Source organism: Flavobacterium sp. (genome assembly GCF_027484705.1).
Lineage (GTDB): Bacteria > Bacteroidota > Bacteroidia > Flavobacteriales > Flavobacteriaceae > Flavobacterium.
Map to the genome: position 1 here is coordinate 132,579 of NZ_JAIXSL010000008.1, position 18,041 is coordinate 150,619.

The 18,041-nt window shown below is 39.5% G+C and carries 18 protein-coding genes; 9 read left to right on the top strand and 9 right to left on the bottom strand.

Annotated elements, in window-relative coordinates; all coding sequences use genetic code 11:
• Positions 1–26 precede the first annotated feature (26 nt).
• Positions 27–2,234, top strand: coding sequence for an outer membrane beta-barrel family protein (locus Q0058_RS05020; protein ID WP_298221648.1), 2,208 nt, complete (start codon positions 27–29; stop codon positions 2,232–2,234).
• A gap of 74 nt (positions 2,235–2,308) precedes the next feature.
• On the opposite strand, the gene clpX is transcribed toward Q0058_RS05020, so the two are convergent.
• From clpX to Q0058_RS05050, 6 genes are all read right to left on the bottom strand, one after another.
• Complete coding sequence (clpX, locus tag Q0058_RS05025; RefSeq protein WP_298221649.1) at positions 2,309–3,541, bottom strand: ATP-dependent Clp protease ATP-binding subunit ClpX; 1,233 nt, start codon at positions 3,539–3,541, stop codon at positions 2,309–2,311.
• Positions 3,542–3,576: 35 nt separating this feature from the next.
• Positions 3,577–4,248, bottom strand: a complete 672-nt coding sequence (clpP, locus tag Q0058_RS05030; RefSeq protein ID WP_298221650.1) for an ATP-dependent Clp endopeptidase proteolytic subunit ClpP — start codon at positions 4,246–4,248, stop codon at positions 3,577–3,579.
• 86 nt (positions 4,249–4,334) lie between these two features.
• On the bottom strand, positions 4,335–5,660 hold the full coding sequence (gene tig / locus Q0058_RS05035) for a trigger factor (RefSeq protein WP_298221651.1): 1,326 nt from the start codon (positions 5,658–5,660) through the stop codon (positions 4,335–4,337).
• Positions 5,661–5,737: 77 nt separating this feature from the next.
• Positions 5,738–6,085, bottom strand: coding sequence for a phage holin family protein (locus tag Q0058_RS05040; protein ID WP_298221652.1), 348 nt, complete (start codon positions 6,083–6,085; stop codon positions 5,738–5,740).
• 38 nt (positions 6,086–6,123) lie between these two features.
• The gene (locus Q0058_RS05045; RefSeq protein ID WP_298221653.1) at positions 6,124–6,888 is read right to left on the bottom strand and encodes an alpha/beta fold hydrolase; all 765 of its coding nucleotides are present in this window, start codon (positions 6,886–6,888) and stop codon (positions 6,124–6,126) included.
• A gap of 125 nt (positions 6,889–7,013) precedes the next feature.
• Positions 7,014–7,727, bottom strand: a complete 714-nt coding sequence (locus Q0058_RS05050; protein ID WP_298221654.1) for a pyridoxine 5'-phosphate synthase — start codon at positions 7,725–7,727, stop codon at positions 7,014–7,016.
• 103 nt (positions 7,728–7,830) lie between these two features.
• Between Q0058_RS05050 and Q0058_RS05055 the strand changes: the two genes are divergently transcribed.
• The 8 genes from Q0058_RS05055 (at position 7,831) to murI (ending at position 16,118) form a co-directional block, all read left to right on the top strand.
• Positions 7,831–8,490 carry a CBS domain-containing protein gene (locus tag Q0058_RS05055; protein WP_298221655.1) on the top strand — a complete coding sequence of 220 codons (660 nt, stop codon included), beginning with the start codon at positions 7,831–7,833 and terminating at the stop codon, positions 8,488–8,490.
• Between the two features lie 75 nt (positions 8,491–8,565).
• Positions 8,566–9,450, top strand: a complete 885-nt coding sequence (locus Q0058_RS05060) for an NAD kinase (RefSeq protein ID WP_298221656.1) — start codon at positions 8,566–8,568, stop codon at positions 9,448–9,450.
• 171 nt (positions 9,451–9,621) lie between these two features.
• Positions 9,622–10,305 (top strand): DUF6089 family protein, encoded by a 684-nt coding sequence (locus tag Q0058_RS05065; protein WP_298221657.1) that lies wholly within the window; start codon positions 9,622–9,624, stop codon positions 10,303–10,305.
• Between the two features lie 4 nt (positions 10,306–10,309).
• A complete protein-coding gene (locus Q0058_RS05070; protein WP_298221665.1) occupies positions 10,310–11,050 on the top strand; it encodes an isoprenyl transferase in 741 nt (246 codons plus the stop codon).
• A 7-nt stretch (positions 11,051–11,057) separates the two neighbouring features.
• Entirely contained in the window at positions 11,058–13,688 is a 2,631-nt protein-coding gene (locus Q0058_RS05075) for a POTRA domain-containing protein (RefSeq protein WP_298221658.1), read from the top strand.
• A 43-nt stretch (positions 13,689–13,731) separates the two neighbouring features.
• On the top strand, positions 13,732–14,742 hold the full coding sequence (locus Q0058_RS05080) for an OmpH family outer membrane protein (protein WP_298221659.1): 1,011 nt from the start codon (positions 13,732–13,734) through the stop codon (positions 14,740–14,742).
• Positions 14,743–14,765: 23 nt separating this feature from the next.
• Entirely contained in the window at positions 14,766–15,269 is a 504-nt protein-coding gene (locus Q0058_RS05085; protein ID WP_298221660.1) for an OmpH family outer membrane protein, read from the top strand.
• 72 nt (positions 15,270–15,341) lie between these two features.
• A complete protein-coding gene (gene murI / locus Q0058_RS05090) occupies positions 15,342–16,118 on the top strand; it encodes a glutamate racemase (protein WP_298221661.1) in 777 nt (258 codons plus the stop codon).
• On the opposite strand, the gene Q0058_RS05095 is transcribed toward murI, so the two are convergent.
• The 3 genes from Q0058_RS05095 to Q0058_RS05105 all read right to left on the bottom strand — a co-directional run bounded on the left by Q0058_RS05095 (position 16,115) and on the right by Q0058_RS05105 (position 18,027).
• Positions 16,115–16,630 (bottom strand): gamma carbonic anhydrase family protein, encoded by a 516-nt coding sequence (locus Q0058_RS05095; RefSeq protein ID WP_298221662.1) that lies wholly within the window; start codon positions 16,628–16,630, stop codon positions 16,115–16,117. The two genes, murI and Q0058_RS05095, sit on opposite strands and share 4 nt — an antisense overlap.
• A gap of 39 nt (positions 16,631–16,669) precedes the next feature.
• Positions 16,670–17,677 carry a type IX secretion system membrane protein PorP/SprF gene (locus Q0058_RS05100; RefSeq protein WP_298221663.1) on the bottom strand — a complete coding sequence of 336 codons (1,008 nt, stop codon included), beginning with the start codon at positions 17,675–17,677 and terminating at the stop codon, positions 16,670–16,672.
• A gap of 245 nt (positions 17,678–17,922) precedes the next feature.
• Positions 17,923–18,027, bottom strand: coding sequence for a hypothetical protein (locus tag Q0058_RS05105; protein ID WP_298220534.1), 105 nt, complete (start codon positions 18,025–18,027; stop codon positions 17,923–17,925).
• Positions 18,028–18,041 lie beyond the last annotated feature (14 nt).

The window sequence follows — 18,041 nt, forward strand, 5'->3', positions numbered from 1 at the left end:
CAATCATCAATCAAATTCAATCACCCATGAAATCAACATGTATAGCCATGCTGCTGCTTTTATGCCTAACGGCGATGGCGCAGGAAATCACTCCCAACCAGAAAGTACAGGATTCTATTGCCAAAACAGACAAACCAAAAACTTTAAGCGAAGTCACGGTGTATGGCAACAAAAAGCAATTCATCAAAGTCGAATCCGACAAAACGACCATCAACGTCAAGAACAATCCGATTCTCAATAGCGGAAGCAGCCTTGATGCAGTGAAAAAAATCCCCGGCGTAATAAGTTCACCAACGGGAAGCCTGACGTTAAACTCCAAAAACGTAGCGATTTATATCGACGGCATGCCCAGTTCATTAAGCGGCACCGATTTACAAAACTATCTATTGAGTTTGCCTGCCACCGCGATTGAGAAAGTGGAATTGATCTACAATCCCGGCGCTTCGTTTGACGCGAATTCGAGCGGTTCTGTGATCAACATCATCACGAGTTCGAGAAAGATGAAAGGCGTCAATGCGAGTTTTAACATCAATTACAATTTCAACAAATACCAGAAACCGAGCCCTCAAATTTTACTAAACGGGAAAAAGAAAAACCTGAGTTGGCAGACGATGATCGGATACAATTACATCGATAGCGAAAACAAAACCACCAACGACCAAACTTTTTCGAGTTTCAATCCTGACGAAAAACTGTTCCAGAAAAACAAAGCAGTAAACACGAACCGGAATTTTTACTGGAGAACCGGAACGAATTACAAGCTTTCAGAAAAATCGAATTTGTTGTTCAACTACAATCTGAATATGGGCAATGACCGAATCGTCGGGGAAAGCGCCACTCAAGGCACCGGAATCGATTATACGAACGCTTCTTTGGCGAAGAACAAAAACAACAACCATGAAATCAGTTTGCAGTATAAAACCAAGTTAGACACTATAGGCCGAACACTTGATATTACTGGTTTCAGCAATTTCTTCGACAAAAATCCAATCACGAAATCTAATGGTCTCAACAACGGAACGTCGAATTTTTACAATGGCGATGTCGATTTCAAACTGGCCAACCATTATGTGAAATACGACTTTGCGATTCCGTATAAAAAGATTGATTTCTCTTTGAATACGGGCGGTAAATTCAACAAAATCAACGTGCATGACAAAGGAATCTACAACTTGAATTCGGGAACCAATTCCGTAACCGACTTTGATTACGATGAAAGTAATCTGGCGTTTTACGTTGAGGCGAGAAAGAAAATCAAGAAGTTCAATTTCACCGTCGGATTAAGGTTTGAAGATTATAAAGTAGACCGAACCGCTTTTCAGGATGGAACACGAACCGACGTCAATTTCAAGAACACGAACTTTTTCCCGAATGCGAGCGCGTTGTATGAATTCAACCAGAATGTGAATGTTTCGGCTTCGTATTCGAAGAAAATCCAGCAGGCCGATTACAATGTGCTCGATCCGAACAATTTTGCGAATTTCGACCAGTATAATTCCTCCAGTGGAAATCCGTTTCTCGATCCGACGTTTTTTGACAATTTCGAGTTGAAGCTCACGGCGTTCCAATACGTGCAGATCGGAGGAAATTACACGATCGCCAAAGACGTCAATAAATTTATTTTTGATGCCGAGCCGAACCAGTTGGTCAGCAACCAGACGTTCAAGCAATTTGACGAAATCAATACGTTCAGTTTGTATGCTTCGTTCCCGATTCCGCTGGATTATTTCCTGAAAGGGAAAACGGAATTTGAAAAAAGGATGAACAATATCGATACGATGAATTATATTTTCTTCAACATCAATTACATCGATTTTACTACGAAAGGTTATGATTTTCAATTCAAAACCAAACCGGTGATGAGTTACACGGCCACGGCGCAATTCATCTTGCCTTGGAACATCAAGAACACGATGATGTATAACTTAACGCCGCCGGGAACTTGGGAAATTTACAGCCTGAACAAAACCATCCAGCAGTTTGATGTTTCGTTCAACCGCGATTTTATGAATAAGAAACTTCAGATCGGGTTACATTGTTTCGATGTGTTCAACACCAATGAAATCAATGCACTCGTTTCTTCGACGAATTTGCAGACGCAATTCCACCAGAAACAGGATTCGAGAACGTTCAGAATTTCTTTGACATATAACTTCGGAAACTTAAAACTCGAAAAAGAGAACACTGAAATCCAGACGGAAAAAGTCGGACAAGGCGGTGGCATTTTGAAATAAGACGCAAGACTTGATAGCATAAAAAAATCCCGTTCTTAGTGAAGCGGGATTTTTATTTTGTGTATGAATCAAACTTAAGAAGCGATTTCGAGGCGTTTCAATAAGTTTTTGGTCAGCGTATCGTTAGCATAATCTTTATCGATATGCAGTATTTTCTCGTCATTGCTTGGCAAGTCATACATCGCATCGGTTAAGATGGCTTCACATAAGGAACGTAAACCTCGGGCGCCGAGTTTGTATTCAAGGGCTTTGTCCACGATGAAATCAAGCGCGTCATTACTGATTGTAAAATCTACGTCATCCATAGCAAACAACTTTTGGTATTGCTTGATGAGTGCGTTTTTAGGTTCCGTTAAGATAGCTCTTAAAGTCTCTTTATCCAACGGATCCATGTGTGTCAATACCGGAAGACGGCCAATGATTTCAGGAATCAATCCGAAGTCTTTGATGTCTTTTGGAATGATGTATTGCAGCAAATTATCTTTATCGATGTTGTCTACATTTTTGGAAGTACTGTAACCAACTGCCTGACGATTCAATCGTTTTGAGATGATTCTTTCGATACCATCAAATGCGCCACCGGCAATGAATAAAATATCTTTGGTGTTGACTTCTACGAATTTTTGGTCCGGATGTTTTCTTCCTCCTTTAGGCGGAACATTGACTACAGTTCCTTCGAGTAATTTTAGCAAAGCCTGTTGTACGCCTTCGCCTGAAACATCGCGTGTAATTGATGGGTTATCGCTTTTTCTGGCAATTTTGTCAATCTCATCGATGAATACGATGCCGCGTTCTGCTTTGGTCACGTCGTAATCGGCGGCCTGCAACAAACGCGTCAGGATGCTTTCGACATCTTCACCTACGTAACCCGCTTCAGTCAAAACCGTAGCATCTACAATGGCTAAAGGAACATCGAGCATTTTCGCAATCGTTTTGGCCACAAGCGTTTTTCCGGTTCCGGTCTGCCCCACCATGATGATGTTGCTTTTTTCAATCTCTACGTCATCGTTGAGCTGTTGTTGCATCAGACGCTTGTAGTGGTTGTAAACAGCAACCGACATCACTTTTTTGGTTTGGTCCTGACCAATCACGTATTGGTCAAGAAACGCCCTGATTTCTTTAGGCTTCTTAAGGATCAAATCGGCTACTAATTTGGAATTGCCGTTGGTTTTGAGTTCCTCGAGGACAATGCCATGCGCTTGCTCAATACATTTATCACAGATGTGTGCATTGATGCCGGCGATCAATAGATTGGTTTCAGGTTTTTTGCGACCACAAAACGAACAATCTAATAGTTCTTTTGCCATTTTTTTTTATTTAAGTTCAGTAGGTAACTTCTGTTTTATCTTCTTAATACTTCATCGATCATACCGTATTCTTTGGCTTCATCCGCTTTCATCCAGTAATCGCGCTCGCTGTCTTTGTGGACTTTGTCAAACGTTTGTCCTGAATGCTGTGAAATGATATGATACAGTTCGTCTTTGAGTTTGAGCATTTCGCGAAGGTTGATTTCCATATCCGTCGCAACGCCTTGTGCGCCTCCGGAAGGTTGGTGAATCATCACTCTTGAATGCGGCAAAGCCGAACGTTTTCCAGCAGCACCGGCACACAATAAAACAGCTCCCATTGAAGCGGCCATTCCTGTGCAAATCGTGGCTACATCTGGTTTGATGTATTGCATCGTATCGTAAATTCCCAAACCTGCGTACACGCTTCCTCCTGGTGAATTCAAATAAATCTGAATGTCTTTCGAAGCGTCAGCGCTTTCTAAAAACAACAATTGTGCTTGTACGATATTGGCAATCTGGTCATCGATTCCGGTTCCTAAAAATATGATTCTGTCCATCATCAGACGCGAAAAAACATCAAGTTGAGAGATGTTTAATTGGCGTTCTTCAATGATGTAAGGCGTCATATTGGTGGGCGTCATCGCATTTACGATTTTATCGTAATACATATTGTTCACGCCGTGGTGTTTTGTAGCAAATTTTTTAAACTCTTTACCGTAGTTCATAGGATTGTATCTTATTTGTAGGTTTTTTAAAACAAATGAGCGTCGCAACCTTAGTTTTGACGCCCAAATATAAGTATTTTTTTGTTTTACTCGCCGTAAGACGCTGCAATAAATTCCTGATAGGTCACTTCCTTGGTTTTGGAATTGATTTTATCTTTGAATAAATTCAACATTTTTTCGCTCATCACCTGATCAGAAAGTCTTTTGACTTCTTCCTGATTTGACAAAACGCGCGCTACAATGCCTTCAACATCTGAATCCGTTGGGTTCATCTGTCCGAATTGCGCCATTTGCTTTTTGATGAGTTCAGCAGTGTATGATTTTAAGTCTTCAAAAGTGATCTGCAAATTGTTCTGCGACATGATTTTGCCTTCAATCAACTGGAAACGCAGGCCGTTTTCTGATTTTGCAAATTCTGCTTCAGCCTGTTCCGGAGTTAGTGGCGTTTCACCTACAGTTTGGATCCATTTTTTTAGGAACGTTGATGGCAAATCGAATTTGGTGTTGGTCAATAACGATTCTGTGACGTCGTTCAAAAACTTCTGATCGGCTTGTGTGGCAAATTGTTTTTCTGCGTCTTCTTTGATTTTCGCTTTGATTTCGTCTACTGAAGAAACATTTCCAGGTCCGAATAATTTGTCAAACAATTCCTGATTCAATTCCGCCGGTTCGCTCATCGTGATTTCCTCAATTTTGAAATCCACATCAATCTCCAATCCGTGAACGTCATCGTGACCGACTTTCAAATAATCCATCAATTTGTGGTCGTCGTCGAAAAGGCCTTTGGTATTTACCGTAACCACATCGCCTACTTTTTTTCCTAAGAAAGCGTCAGCGGCTTTTTTGCTTTTGAAAATATCCAATGTAATCTGAGCCGGGCTGTCGATTCCTTTAGCTTCATTGATAAAAGTTCCTGAGATATCGTCATTTTTTTCAACGGTATCTTTTGAAATCATTTTACCGTATTGTTTTCTGATGCGCGCCACTTGGTCGTCGAGCATTTTATCGTCGGCAACGATTTTGTATTTGGTAAGGTTTTTTACTACGCCTAAATCGATGTCGAAGCTTGGTGTCAATCCCAATTCGAATTCGAATTTGTAATCTTCAGCATCCCAATTGAAATCTTCAGCCACTTTAGGCAACGGATTCCCCAAAATATCGAGTTTCTCCTGTTGCAAATATCGGTTCAGGTTTTCCTGCAACACTTTATTGACTTCTTCAAGCAAAACTGCTTTTCCGTATTGTTTCTGGATCATTCCGAAAGGAACGGCGCCTTTTCTGAAACCCGGAATGGAAGCTGTTTTTAAATAGTTTTTTAAAACTTTATCAACTTGCGGAGCGTAATCAGCTTTTGAAATTTCTACAGTAACTACCGCATTCAAAGCGTCTACATTATTTCTTGTAATATTCATCTTTTTTGATACTAAAATTGGGTGGCAAAATTAGAATATTTTCACCACCCAAACAAAGTTTTTATGAGAATGTGTTGCTAGCCTTTTTTATCGTTCGACATTCCGTACAGAATCGATTGGGAAATCGATAAAATAATACTGAAAAATACTGCGATCCAGAAGCTTTCAACATGAAAACCGCCAACAATTTCACTACAAAGTAAAATCATCAGCGCATTGATTACCAAAAGGAACAATCCGAAAGTCAGCAGTGTTACGGGCAAAGTCAGTAGAATTAAAATGGGTTTGATAAAAGCATTCAGCAATCCCAAAACCACAGCGACAATGATGGAAGTAGTGAAACTGGCCACTGCGACACCAGGCATAAAATGCGCAATGACGACCACTAAAATGGCAGTGAGTAAAATTCTAAGTAGTAAGTTCATGACCAAATATTTTTTATAAAAGTAAGTGTTTTGAAATTTTAAATCAAAAATCTGCTTGTGATTTCAAAAAACATTTTTGGATTCTCAGCATGCAACCAATGCCCAACATTCGGAATGGTTTCTAAAACCGCTTTGGGAAAATGTTGCTCAATACCAGCCCAATCTTCGTCTTTGATGTATTTGGAATTCCCGCCACGGATAAACAAAGTGGGTTTATCGAAATGTGCGTTTTCTGGAAGCGCTGTGCCGATTTGCTCTATTTCTTTATTGAAAACCGTCAAATTGAAACGGAAAGCCAGTTGTTCGGGTGTTTGCCAATACAGGCTTTTCATCAGGAATTGGCGTGTGCCAAAATCGGGAATGTGTTGCGCGACAATCGTATCGACTTCGGTGCGTGATGGTTTTTTTGAAAAATCTACAGCATTCAAACCCGCTAAAATATCCTGATGGTGCGGCGCATAATATTTCGGGCCAATGTCGGCGACAATAAGTTTATTGATCAAATCCGGATGTTCGACTGCCAAAAGCATCGCGACTTTTCCGCCCATAGAATGTCCGATGATGTCGATATTTTTTAATTGATGTTCTTGGCAATAATCGACCATATCCTGCACCATCACCTCATAATTGAATTCGTCCGAATGGAAACTTCTGCCGTGGTTGCGCAAATCGAGCATGTGCACTTCGTAACCAAGCGTTGCGTATTGCGTGCCGAGCGTTTTCCAGTTGTCGGACATACCGAAGAAGCCGTGGAGAATTAAGAGAGGTTTGCCTGTACCTTCTATTTTGGAGTAGAGTGTCATTTGAAGATTGGGTTTTTATGATTACGGAAAGTGCGTGAAGGATAGCAGCATTGTCTGAGCTCTTTTTGCGACGGTGTTCGGCGGAAAAAAGCGAGTGCGAATAGCCTGACCCTTGTGGGCACGCCTTATTTCAATTTGTTCAGATACATGTTCACGACGTTGTCAAGACCTAAATATAAAGCTTCTGAAATCAGCGCATGACCAATGGAAACTTCGAGCAGCCCCGGAATGTTTTGCTTGAAAAACTGAATGTTGTCGAGACTCAAATCGTGTCCGGCGTTGATGCCTAAACTGAGTTCGTTGGCGAGTTCAGCGGCGTTGATGTATGGCTCGATGCCTTTGTGATTTCCTAAACTATACTCGTGAGCAAAGGCTTCGGTGTAAAGTTCGATGCGGTCAGTTCCGGTGGCTTTCGCGCCTTCGATCATCGATAAAACCGGATCGACAAAAATCGAAGTCCGGATGTTGTGGCGTTGGAATTCGGCGATGACTTCTTTGAGATAGCTTTGATGTTTTATCGTATCCCAGCCCGCACTTGAGGTAATCGCGCCAATCGCGTCAGGAACCAAAGTGACTTGCGTGGGTTTTGTTTCGAGCACGAGGTCGATGAAATTGTGCTGCGGATTGCCTTCGATGTTGAATTCGGTGTAGACAATTGGTTTGAGATCGCGCGCATCTTGGTATCTGATGTGACGCTCGTCGGGCCGCGGATGAATGGTGATGCCTTGCGCCCCAAAACGCTGGATATCGGTAGCGACTTGCAGCAGATTCGGAACATTTCCGCCACGTGCGTTGCGCAGCGTAGCGATTTTGTTGATATTTACACTTAACTTTGTCATGGTTGCGATGGATTTTTAAATCAAATCCGTACAAAAATACGAAGTTAAACTAGGTGGTGTGGCATAAATTTGATTATTTTGCGTCAACGATTCGATACCCAATATGAAAGAGATTAAAGACTATATCAACAACGATTTCAAGGCCATTGACAGTAAGGAAACTATTGTGGATGTTCAGGATTTTTTCCATGAAATGACTTATTCGCATTTTCCGGTGCTCGAGGAAGGCGTTTACATCGGTTCGATTGCTTTGGACGATGTCGACACTTTTGATGCCGACAAGAAAGTTGGGGATTATCGTTATACGCTGGAGCCTTTCTTTGTGAGAACTTCGATGATTTGGCTTGACGTGTTGGAGGTTTTCGCCAAAAACCATTCGAATATCGTTCCGGTTCTCGATGAGAATAATTTGTATGTTGGTTATTATGAACTAGAAGATATTATCAAATTTTTCCATGAAACGCCCTTTTTAAAAGAACCCGGCGGTATCATCGTGGTGCAGAAAGCGATTTTGGATTATTCGATGAGCCAGATTACGCAGATTGTGGAAAGCAACAACGGCAGACTTTTAGGGTTGTTCATTTCGGAAGCTAAGGCTGACACAGTTCAGATTACGGTTAAAATTAGTTTGGGTGCGATGAACGAAATCATCCAGACGTTCCGACGCTACAATTATGAAATTATTTCGGAGCATCAGGAAGACAATTACATCACCAACCTCAAAGAGCGTTCGGATTATTTAGACAAGTACCTTAATATATAGTGGATTCGTGGATTTGGTTATTTGTGGATTCGAATAACCAAATAACCGAATAACTAAATAACCAATCCACAACAAATGAAAGTAGCGATCTACGGACAATATTATCAAAACAGTACCGAACCCATTATTAAGGACATCTTTGTTTTTTTTAATCGGAACAATGTCGAGATGGTCATAGAAGCCGACTTCCTGAAGTTGTTGTATGAAAAGAAAATCGTAGCCAAAGAATATAAAACTTTCAGTTCGCACGCCGAACTCAACAGCAGTTTTGATATGTTACTCAGCATTGGCGGAGACGGAACGATATTGCGTGCCGTGACGCTTGTTCGCGATTCCGGCATCCCGATTCTTGGTGTCAATGCCGGAAGATTGGGTTTTTTGGCGTCGGTACAGAAGGAAAACATTGAAAATTTCCTGCAATTTGTCATCGAGAAAAAATATACGATTTCCCCTAGAAGTTTGTTGTCGTTAGATTGTATTCCGGAGAATCCTGACATCCAAGAACTCAATTTTGCGATGAATGAGATTTCCGTGAGCCGAAAAGACACCACTTCGATGATCACGATTGAAACTTACCTGAACGACGAATACCTAAATTCTTACTGGGCCGACGGATTGATTATCGCAACACCGACAGGCTCGACTGGTTATTCGCTCAGTTGTGGCGGCCCGATTCTGACGCCTGATGTGGGCAGTTTTGTGATTACTCCGATTGCGCCGCATAACTTAAACGCGCGTCCATTGGTCATTCCGGATACTACTGAAATCCGTTTGAAAGTAACCGGGCGCGAAGAACTGTATTTGATTTCACTTGATTCAAGAATCGCATCGGTGAAAAACGAATCGGTTTTGATTATCCGGAAAACGCCATTTAAAATCAATATGGTCGAAATTCCTGAGGAAACTTTTCTCAAAACACTGCGCAACAAATTGCTTTGGGGTGAGGACAAAAGAAATTAACCTCATAGTTTGGGCGCCGCATACTAATTGCCGATAAAACAGCGTTTGCTACTTCACTTTGACACCGGATTTGTTCATTCAGGGGCAGATTATTCCTATTTTAACATAAATCCAAATTTGATGTCAATGGAGACCTCATTATTATTATATTTGCACGCTATTTTTAATGGAATGAATAGATTTTTTATTATATTTTTTTTCTTGTTTGCTACAGCGGCTGTGGAAGCACAAATCCATGAAGTTGGGGTGTTTTTAGGAGGCAGCAATTTTATAGGCGATGTCGGATCAACCACCTACATCGCACCGAACAAATTAGCTTTTGGGTTGTTGTATAAATGGAATAGAAGCCCAAGGCATTCCTGGAGGTTTTCCTATACCCAATCGACCGTAGCGGGTGATGATGCTGATTCAGAAATCGACTCAAGGCAGGAAAGAAATTACCGTTTCAAAAACAGCATGAAAGAATTGACCGCGGGTCTGGAGTTTGATTTTTTCACTTTCGATTTGCATGATTCAAAACCGCAATTTACGCCTTATGTATTTACAGGCTTGAGTTATCTGTTTTACGATGGTTTGTATTTTCAGTATGGCGGGCCAAATAAAGATAAGACCTACAGAACTTTTGCCATTCCAATGACTGTAGGAGTTAAAGGAAGGGTGTTCGGCAGTTTTGTAATCGGATTTGAAGTAGCGGCCCGAAACACCTTTAAAGATGACCTGGATGGGAGCAATCCTACCAATGGAAACATGAAAAATTTGCAGTTTGGCAACCTCACAAGTAAAGATTGGTATATGTTTACCGGTTTTACGTTAACATACACTTTTGGAGAGAAACCGTGTTTTTGCGCGGATTAATATGATGAGTTTATTAGATAAAATAAATAAAGACAATCTACCCAAACATCTAGCGATTATCATGGATGGCAATGGTCGTTGGGCGAAACAAAAAGGTTTACTACGCGCTTTTGGCCATGAAAACGGAACCAAATCCGTGCGCACCACTGTAGAAACCTGTGCGCGATTGGGTATTGAAAATCTTACATTGTATGCATTTTCCACCGAAAACTGGAACCGCCCAAAATTGGAAGTAGATACTTTAATGAAACTACTCATCAATTCCTTGCGCAACGAACTCAAAACATTAACCGAGAACAACATCCGGCTGAATGCCATCGGAAATCTCGACAAATTGCCTAAGTCAGCCAAAAAAGAACTTTCAGAAGTGATTGAATCTACGAAAACCAATACCAGAATGACACTCACGTTGGCCTTAAGCTACGGCTCACGCGAAGAAATCATCACGGCGGTAAAGGAAATTTCTGATAAAGTTAAAAATAATATAATTTCAATTGACAGTATTGACGAATCGATTATTAATCAGCATCTTTACACGCGAAATTTACCCGACGTTGATTTATTAATCAGAACCAGCGGCGAGCACAGAATCAGTAATTTTTTGTTGTGGCAAATTGCTTATGCGGAATTGTATTTTACCCCGGTTTTGTGGCCGGATTTTAAGGATGAAGATTTATACGAAGCCATCATAAGCTATCAAAAAAGAGAACGAAGGTTTGGAAAAACAAGTGAACAAATTAAATAATTTTTTAGTGTTATATAAAAGAATAAAGTTAGTCGTTACCCTATTATTTTTTGGATGTATTTCCCAAATCAAGGCACAAGATAAAATCCCGTTCGATCAAGGCACTAAATACATTTTAGCCGATGTTGATGTCATCGGAAAAATCAGTTATAACAAACAAACCGTAGTTACTTTTGCAGGTCTCGAAAAAGGCCAGAACGTGACGATTCCCGGTGAAGAAATCAGTAATGCCATCAAGAAATTAGGCAAACTTGGCCTTTTCAGTGAGATTGATTTTTACATCAACAAGATAGCAGGTGATAGCATCTATCTGCAATTGAACATCACCGAATTGCCCAAACTCAGTGAAGCAAAATTTGCCGGTATCAAGAAAAAGAAATCAGAAGAATTCATCAAGGAAAACGGATTGACCAAAGGCAAAATCGTCAACGAAAACCTGATCACCACGACCAGAAATTACATTGAAAACAAATACAAAAAAGACGGTTTCTACAATTCCAAGGTAACCATTACCACAGTTCCTGACACTACAAGCGGTAATGAAGTGAAGATGTATATCAATGTCTACAAGGGAAATAAAATCAAAGTCAAGGATATTGATTTTACCGGAAACGAAAAATTCACAGACTACAAACTTCATAAGGCGATGAAGAACACCAAAGAGAAAAATCCGCTCAGGATCTTTAAAGCCTCGAAATATATCAAAGACAAATACAAGGAAGATTTAACCAAAATCATCGATAAGTATAAAGAGAACGGTTACCGCGATGCCAGAATCGTGTCAGACAGTGTGGCTTTCAATAAAAATAAAAAAGATTTATCGATCAAAATCAATATTGAAGAAGGTCGAAAATATTATTTTGGTAACATCAAGTTTTTAGGAAACACGATTTATCCGGACAATGGCCTCAGAAACATTCTCGGCATCAAAAAAGGCGACGTTTATAATGGTGTTTTATTGGAGAAAAGAATCGCGGACAAATCAAAACCAGACGGAGAAGACATTACGAATTTGTATCAAAACAGTGGTTATTTGTTTTCTAACATCAATGCCGTTGAAGTAAAAACATACAACGACACCATCGATTTCGAGATTAGAATTGTCGAAGGTCCGTTGGCGTATTTCAATAAAATTACCGTAGTCGGGAATGACAAAACCAATGACAACGTGATTTACCGTGAACTAAGAACCAAACCGGGTCAGAAATACAGCAAGGAAGAATTGGTGCGTACGATTCGTGAAATCGGACAATTGGGTTATTTTGATCCGGAAGCTATCGAACCTGTATTCAAAAATGTAGATGCCGGGGCAGGAACCGTGGATATCGAATACAAATTAGTGGAAAAAGGTTCGAGCCAAATCGAATTGCAAGGTGGTTATGGCGGCGGCGGCTTTATAGGTACGTTGGGATTGTCTTTCAATAATTTCTCCGCACGCAACATTTTCAAAAAAGAAGCCTACAAACCATTGCCTATGGGAGACGGACAAAAAGTATCGTTGCGTTTGCAGGGAAGCTCTTATTTCCAGACCTATAGCGTGTCGTTTGTGGAACCTTGGTTTGGCGGCAAAAAACCAATTCAGTTCAGCAGCTCTTTGGCCTATAGTAAACAATTTGCGAATACGAGTTCGGGCGTAGACAAAAGCAGGAACTTTAATATTATTTCAGCCAGTGTCGGTATTGCGAAAAGACTGACGGTTCCGGATGACTTTTTTCAATTGTCCCAATCGTTGAGTTTTCAGTATTATGATTTGAACAACTACAATATCGGTCTGTTTACTTTCGGCGATGGGTCATCGAGAAACCTTGCTTACACCATTGGTTTGAGTAGAAATAACAAAGGAATCAATCCGATTTTCCCGATGTATGGATCTGAATTCAGCATTTCCGGAAAATTCACGTTACCGTATTCGTTGTTCAACGGCGTCGATTATGGTGATTTAAAAAATCAGGAGCCGTATAAGCTACAGAATGAAGGTACCACCAACATTAGGACAGCCGACGGCACTGGAGAAATTTTACCGGGACAATATATCGATGCGAACGGAAACAGGGCGCTTACCTATCAGGACGCTACTGAAGATAATTCGAAAATCGACCAGAAAAGGTTCAATTGGCTAGAATATTATAAAATTAAATTCAAAGCTGATTGGTTTACAAAAATTTATGGTAAATTGGTATTGCGTACTTTAAGTGAATTTGGATATTTAGGAGCATATAACAATGAGCGAGGACTGGTTCCATTCGAACGTTTCTTTGTCGGAGGTGACGGTTTGGCGAATTTTGCTCAGGACGGAAGAGAAGTCATTCAGCTTAGAGGTTATCCTAACAATTCATTATCTACCGATGATGGTGGGCCGATATACAATAAATTCTCTATGGAGTTGCGTTATCCAATAACATTAAAAGCCGCAGCATCAATTTATATCTTAGGATTCGTTGAAGGTGGAAACGCATATGAGTCGTTTAATAAATACAATCCATTCCAGTTGAAACGTTCAGCGGGAGCGGGATTAAGGATATTCATGCCGGCTTTCGGATTGCTCGGTATTGATTTCGGGTACGGATTTGATCCACTGACCGGACAAACGAAAGCAAATGGATTGGAAACTCATTTTATAATTGGTCAGCAATTTTAAAATTAACTATATTTGGCATGGTATTTTCTAAAATTTTGAATGTATGAGAAAACATATAATAGCACTGTTGATGATGATTGCTGTTTCTACAGCGGTTCATGCACAGTCCAGAGGCGTAAAAATTGGTTATATCGATATGGAATACATTCTTCAAAATGTACCAGATTACAATGAAGCAAAAAACCAATTGGAGCAAAAAGCCCAAAAATGGAAACAGGAAATCGAAACTAAAAAGAATGAGGTTTCAAGGCTAAAAGATTTATTAGCTACAGAACGCGTGCTATTGACGAAAGAATTATTAGAAGAAAGAGAAGAAGAAATTGCGTTTCAGGAAAAAGAACTATTAGATTATCAGGAAAAGAGATTCGGCCCAAAAGGCGATTTGACGATTCAAAAAGCGGTTTTAGCGCAGCCTGTTCAGGACCAAGTCTTTAATGCCGCACAAGACATTGCAGAAGCCAAAAAATATGATTTCATATTTGATAAAACATCCGACTTAACCATTTTATTTGCTGCGAAGCGTTATGACATCAGCGACCAAGTAGTCCGGGTAATCACAAGATCGAACAAACGAAAAGAAGGCATTTCTAAAAAAGAACAAAAAGAAGAAGCTAAGAAAGAGGCTTTAGAAAACATGGAAGACGAAAGTCCAGCCTTGGCCGAAAGAAACAAAAAATTAGCCGAACGAAAAGCAGCCAGAGACAAACTGATTGCAGACAAAAAATTAGTTGCCGAAGAAAGAAAACAACAAATGCTTGCTGCTAAAGAAGCCAAAAAGAACGGAACCCCGATTCCTGCAAAAGCAGAAAGTAAAAAAACCAGTAAGGATACCGTTTCAAGTAAAACTGATGACATCAAACTTGACGAAAAACCTGCCAAAAAAGAAGCCGATAGTACAGCGGTCGTCAAAAAACAAAAATCAGCCGAGGACAGAGCTAAAATTTTAGCTGATCGCAAAAAGGCACTCGAAGATAAAAAGAAAAAAATACTGGAAGACAGAGAAGCGGCAAAGAAAGCTAAAGAAGACAAACTTAAAGAAGGAAAGCAAGATTAAACAAATTAATTAATATTTTAAAAATGAAGAAACAATTCAAAATTTTAGTAATAACAGCATTTATTTTTGTTGTAGGTGGCCAGAAAATTCAAGCTCAGGCAAAAGTTGCTCACGTTGATGTCAGTGAACTAATGTCGAAAATGCCAGCCATGTTAGAGGCACAAAAACAATTAGAAAAACTGAGCGGCACTTATGACACTGAATACAAAACAATGGTGGATGAATATCAAGGAAAATTAAAAAAATACGAACAAGAAGCTACAACTGTAACTGATGCTGTAAACGAAACACGTTCGAAAGAAGTGCAGGACATGCAAAAAAGAATTGTTGATTACAGAGACAACGCTCAAAAAGAATTGCAACAAAAAGAAGCCGATATCGTAAAACCGATTATGGAAAAAGTAAAAGCTTCGATTCAAAAAGTTGGTAAAGCGAAAGGTTTTCAATATGTGTTGAATTCAGAAGGACTTCTTTTAACTGATGGTCCGAATTTGACTGCTGATGTTAAAAAAGATTTAGGTTTTTAATAAACCATCACAATCATATAACTTACTCCATTTGGAAATTTCCAGATGGAGTATTTTTTTTACCTTTGGTTTATGGCAAACAACAACCCTATTGGTCTTTTTGATTCAGGCATTGGCGGCACCTCGATTTGGTCAGCCATTCATGACTTGATGCCTTTTGAAGATACGATCTATCTTGCTGATAGTAAAAATGCCCCATACGGACTCAAATCTAAAGATGAGATTATCGCTTTGAGCATCAAGAATACAGAATTTCTTTTAGAGCGAAATGCTAAAATTATTGTTGTGGCCTGCAATACCGCAACAACCAATGCTATCAAGGAATTACGGGCAAAATATGACATTCCGTTTATTGGAATCGAACCCGCCATCAAACCCGCTGCCATCCAATCAAAAACACAAAAAATAGGAATCTTAGCCACCAAAGGAACCCTCAGTAGCGAACTTTTTAATAAAGCTGTAGAAATTTATCAAGACACGATCATCATAGAACAAATCGGACACGGTATAGTAGAACTTATTGAAAGCGGAAAACTAAATTCGTCCGAAATGAACCATCTGCTACACTCCTATCTCGAACCTATGATTAAAGAAAATATTGATTATTTGGTACTGGGTTGCAGCCATTATCCTTATCTGATTCCGCAACTCAAGAAGATACTTCCACCCAACATCAAAATCATCGATTCAGGAGAAGCGGTTGCCAGACAAACTTATAATGTTTTAAACGCCTATTCTAATTTGCACACCGAAGGAAAAAGTACAACTATATTTTATTCGAATGGTGATCCTAAAGTTTTGGATGCTATTTTAAACCATCAATATAAAGTTGAATTTAAAGATTTTTAATCCTCTTTGAACCAACCCGAATACATCACATAATTGTTGGAGATGCGTTCGATTTCTCCTGCAAAATCTGAGGCATCAATGTCTTTAACCCATTTCGCTGGAACTCCGGCATAAATGGTTCCCGAAGGCACAATGGTGTTTTGAGTCACCACTGCTCCGGCTGCAATAATGGAATTACTCTCAATCACGCATTTATCCATCACTATAGCTCCCATTCCGATAAGTACATTATCTTCTACAACACAGCCATGAACAATAGCATTATGACCAATGGATACATTGTTACCGATTTTAGTGGGATGTTTTTGGTAAGTGCAATGAATGACCGCACCATCCTGGATATTGACTTTATTCCCTATCGAAATGCTATTGACATCACCTCGAACGACTGCATTAAACCAAATGCTGCAAGAAGCTCCAAATGTAACATCACCAACAATTGTAGCGTTGTCTGCGATATAACAATCTTCAGGAATGTTAGGCGATTTTCCGTTTACCGTTTTTATGATCATAGTTAAAAAAAGTCCCGAGAATATCGGGACATTAAATTTTTATGGGTTGATTGCCGGACAATTACAGTGGTATTTCTCAGGCTTGCAAAAGATGTTCATCCCTAAAGTAATCTGATGATACCCTCCGTTGTCAAATTTAACTGCTCCGGTAACCACTGAATAGGTGTAAGAGAACATATAATTCTTATAATTTACCCCAACAATTGGCGTAATGTATTGCAGTTTTTGCACTTCGGTACTTCCTCCTTTTCTGTATTCGGCGCCATCCAAACTTCTTCTGTAAGAAAGTCCGCCCCAGAGCTTACCAAAATCCAATTGCTTATAGGCTTTCAAATTGACATCGATTGATTTTTCTTTGGTTTGATTCACCAATTGAAACATGATTGAAGGCTCCCAAAGCAAACCGTCCTGCTCTCCAAAAACATACCCTGAGTTGATGATTACTTTTCTGATGTTATCATCTTCATATTCAGAATAGATTTTTCTTCTGGTTTCAATGGCATTTTTAACGGTCACATGTGTGTAGAATTCCAAATAATTGTAAGACATTCCCAAATCAACATTGAAATAAGAATATTTTTGAACGATAGTACCGTCAATAATTGGATCAAAAAAACCTGATTGTAAAAATTCTGTTTCATCCAACGAACTTTGAACCAGACCAACACTCAAACCAAAAGATACCTGATTCAAATCGACTGCATCTCTTGAAAACATAATATGATGCGCATAAGTTGCTTTAATTCCCTGTTGTGAATGGTAACCATTTTTGTCATTATATACTATAACCCCTGCACCTGATTGGTCGCTATCACCGATTTTACCATTAATGCTTAGGGTCTGCATGGATGGAGCGTCTTTTTGTCCGAACCATTGCTGACGACCGGTCATTCTGATTTTTGTACAACTCGCTGCGCCAGCCATCGATGGGTGCAATAAATAATAATTATCCGATAAGTAATCTGAATAAACTGCAATTCCTTCCTGAGAAAATGAGAATTGAGACACAAACAACACAATTAATAATGATAACTTTTTAATATTCATTTTATTTATCGTTTTAGTGAAATTGGGGCAATGAAATTTTATTAATACTGCTTTATAAATACAACCTATTGTGAATTTAAAATCTGTCAAAAAAGTCTATTCTTTTCCAAAACCAGACACTGCATAATGCGCCATTTATATTGATTTCTTCCCATTTATTTACGAATTGGTCAAAGATATAAATTTTTGCTTTAGCTTGACGATTCCATTTAAAAATATTCCGCGATACTTTTCAGTACTCTTAGTTATCGTTTCAAAGAAAAGTGAGACCTGAATTCTTTAGCCTCGCCATTTTCTTTATAAAATACCCTAAACCAATAATCTGATGTAGGCAACGTCAATCCATTGATAGTTCCATCCCAAC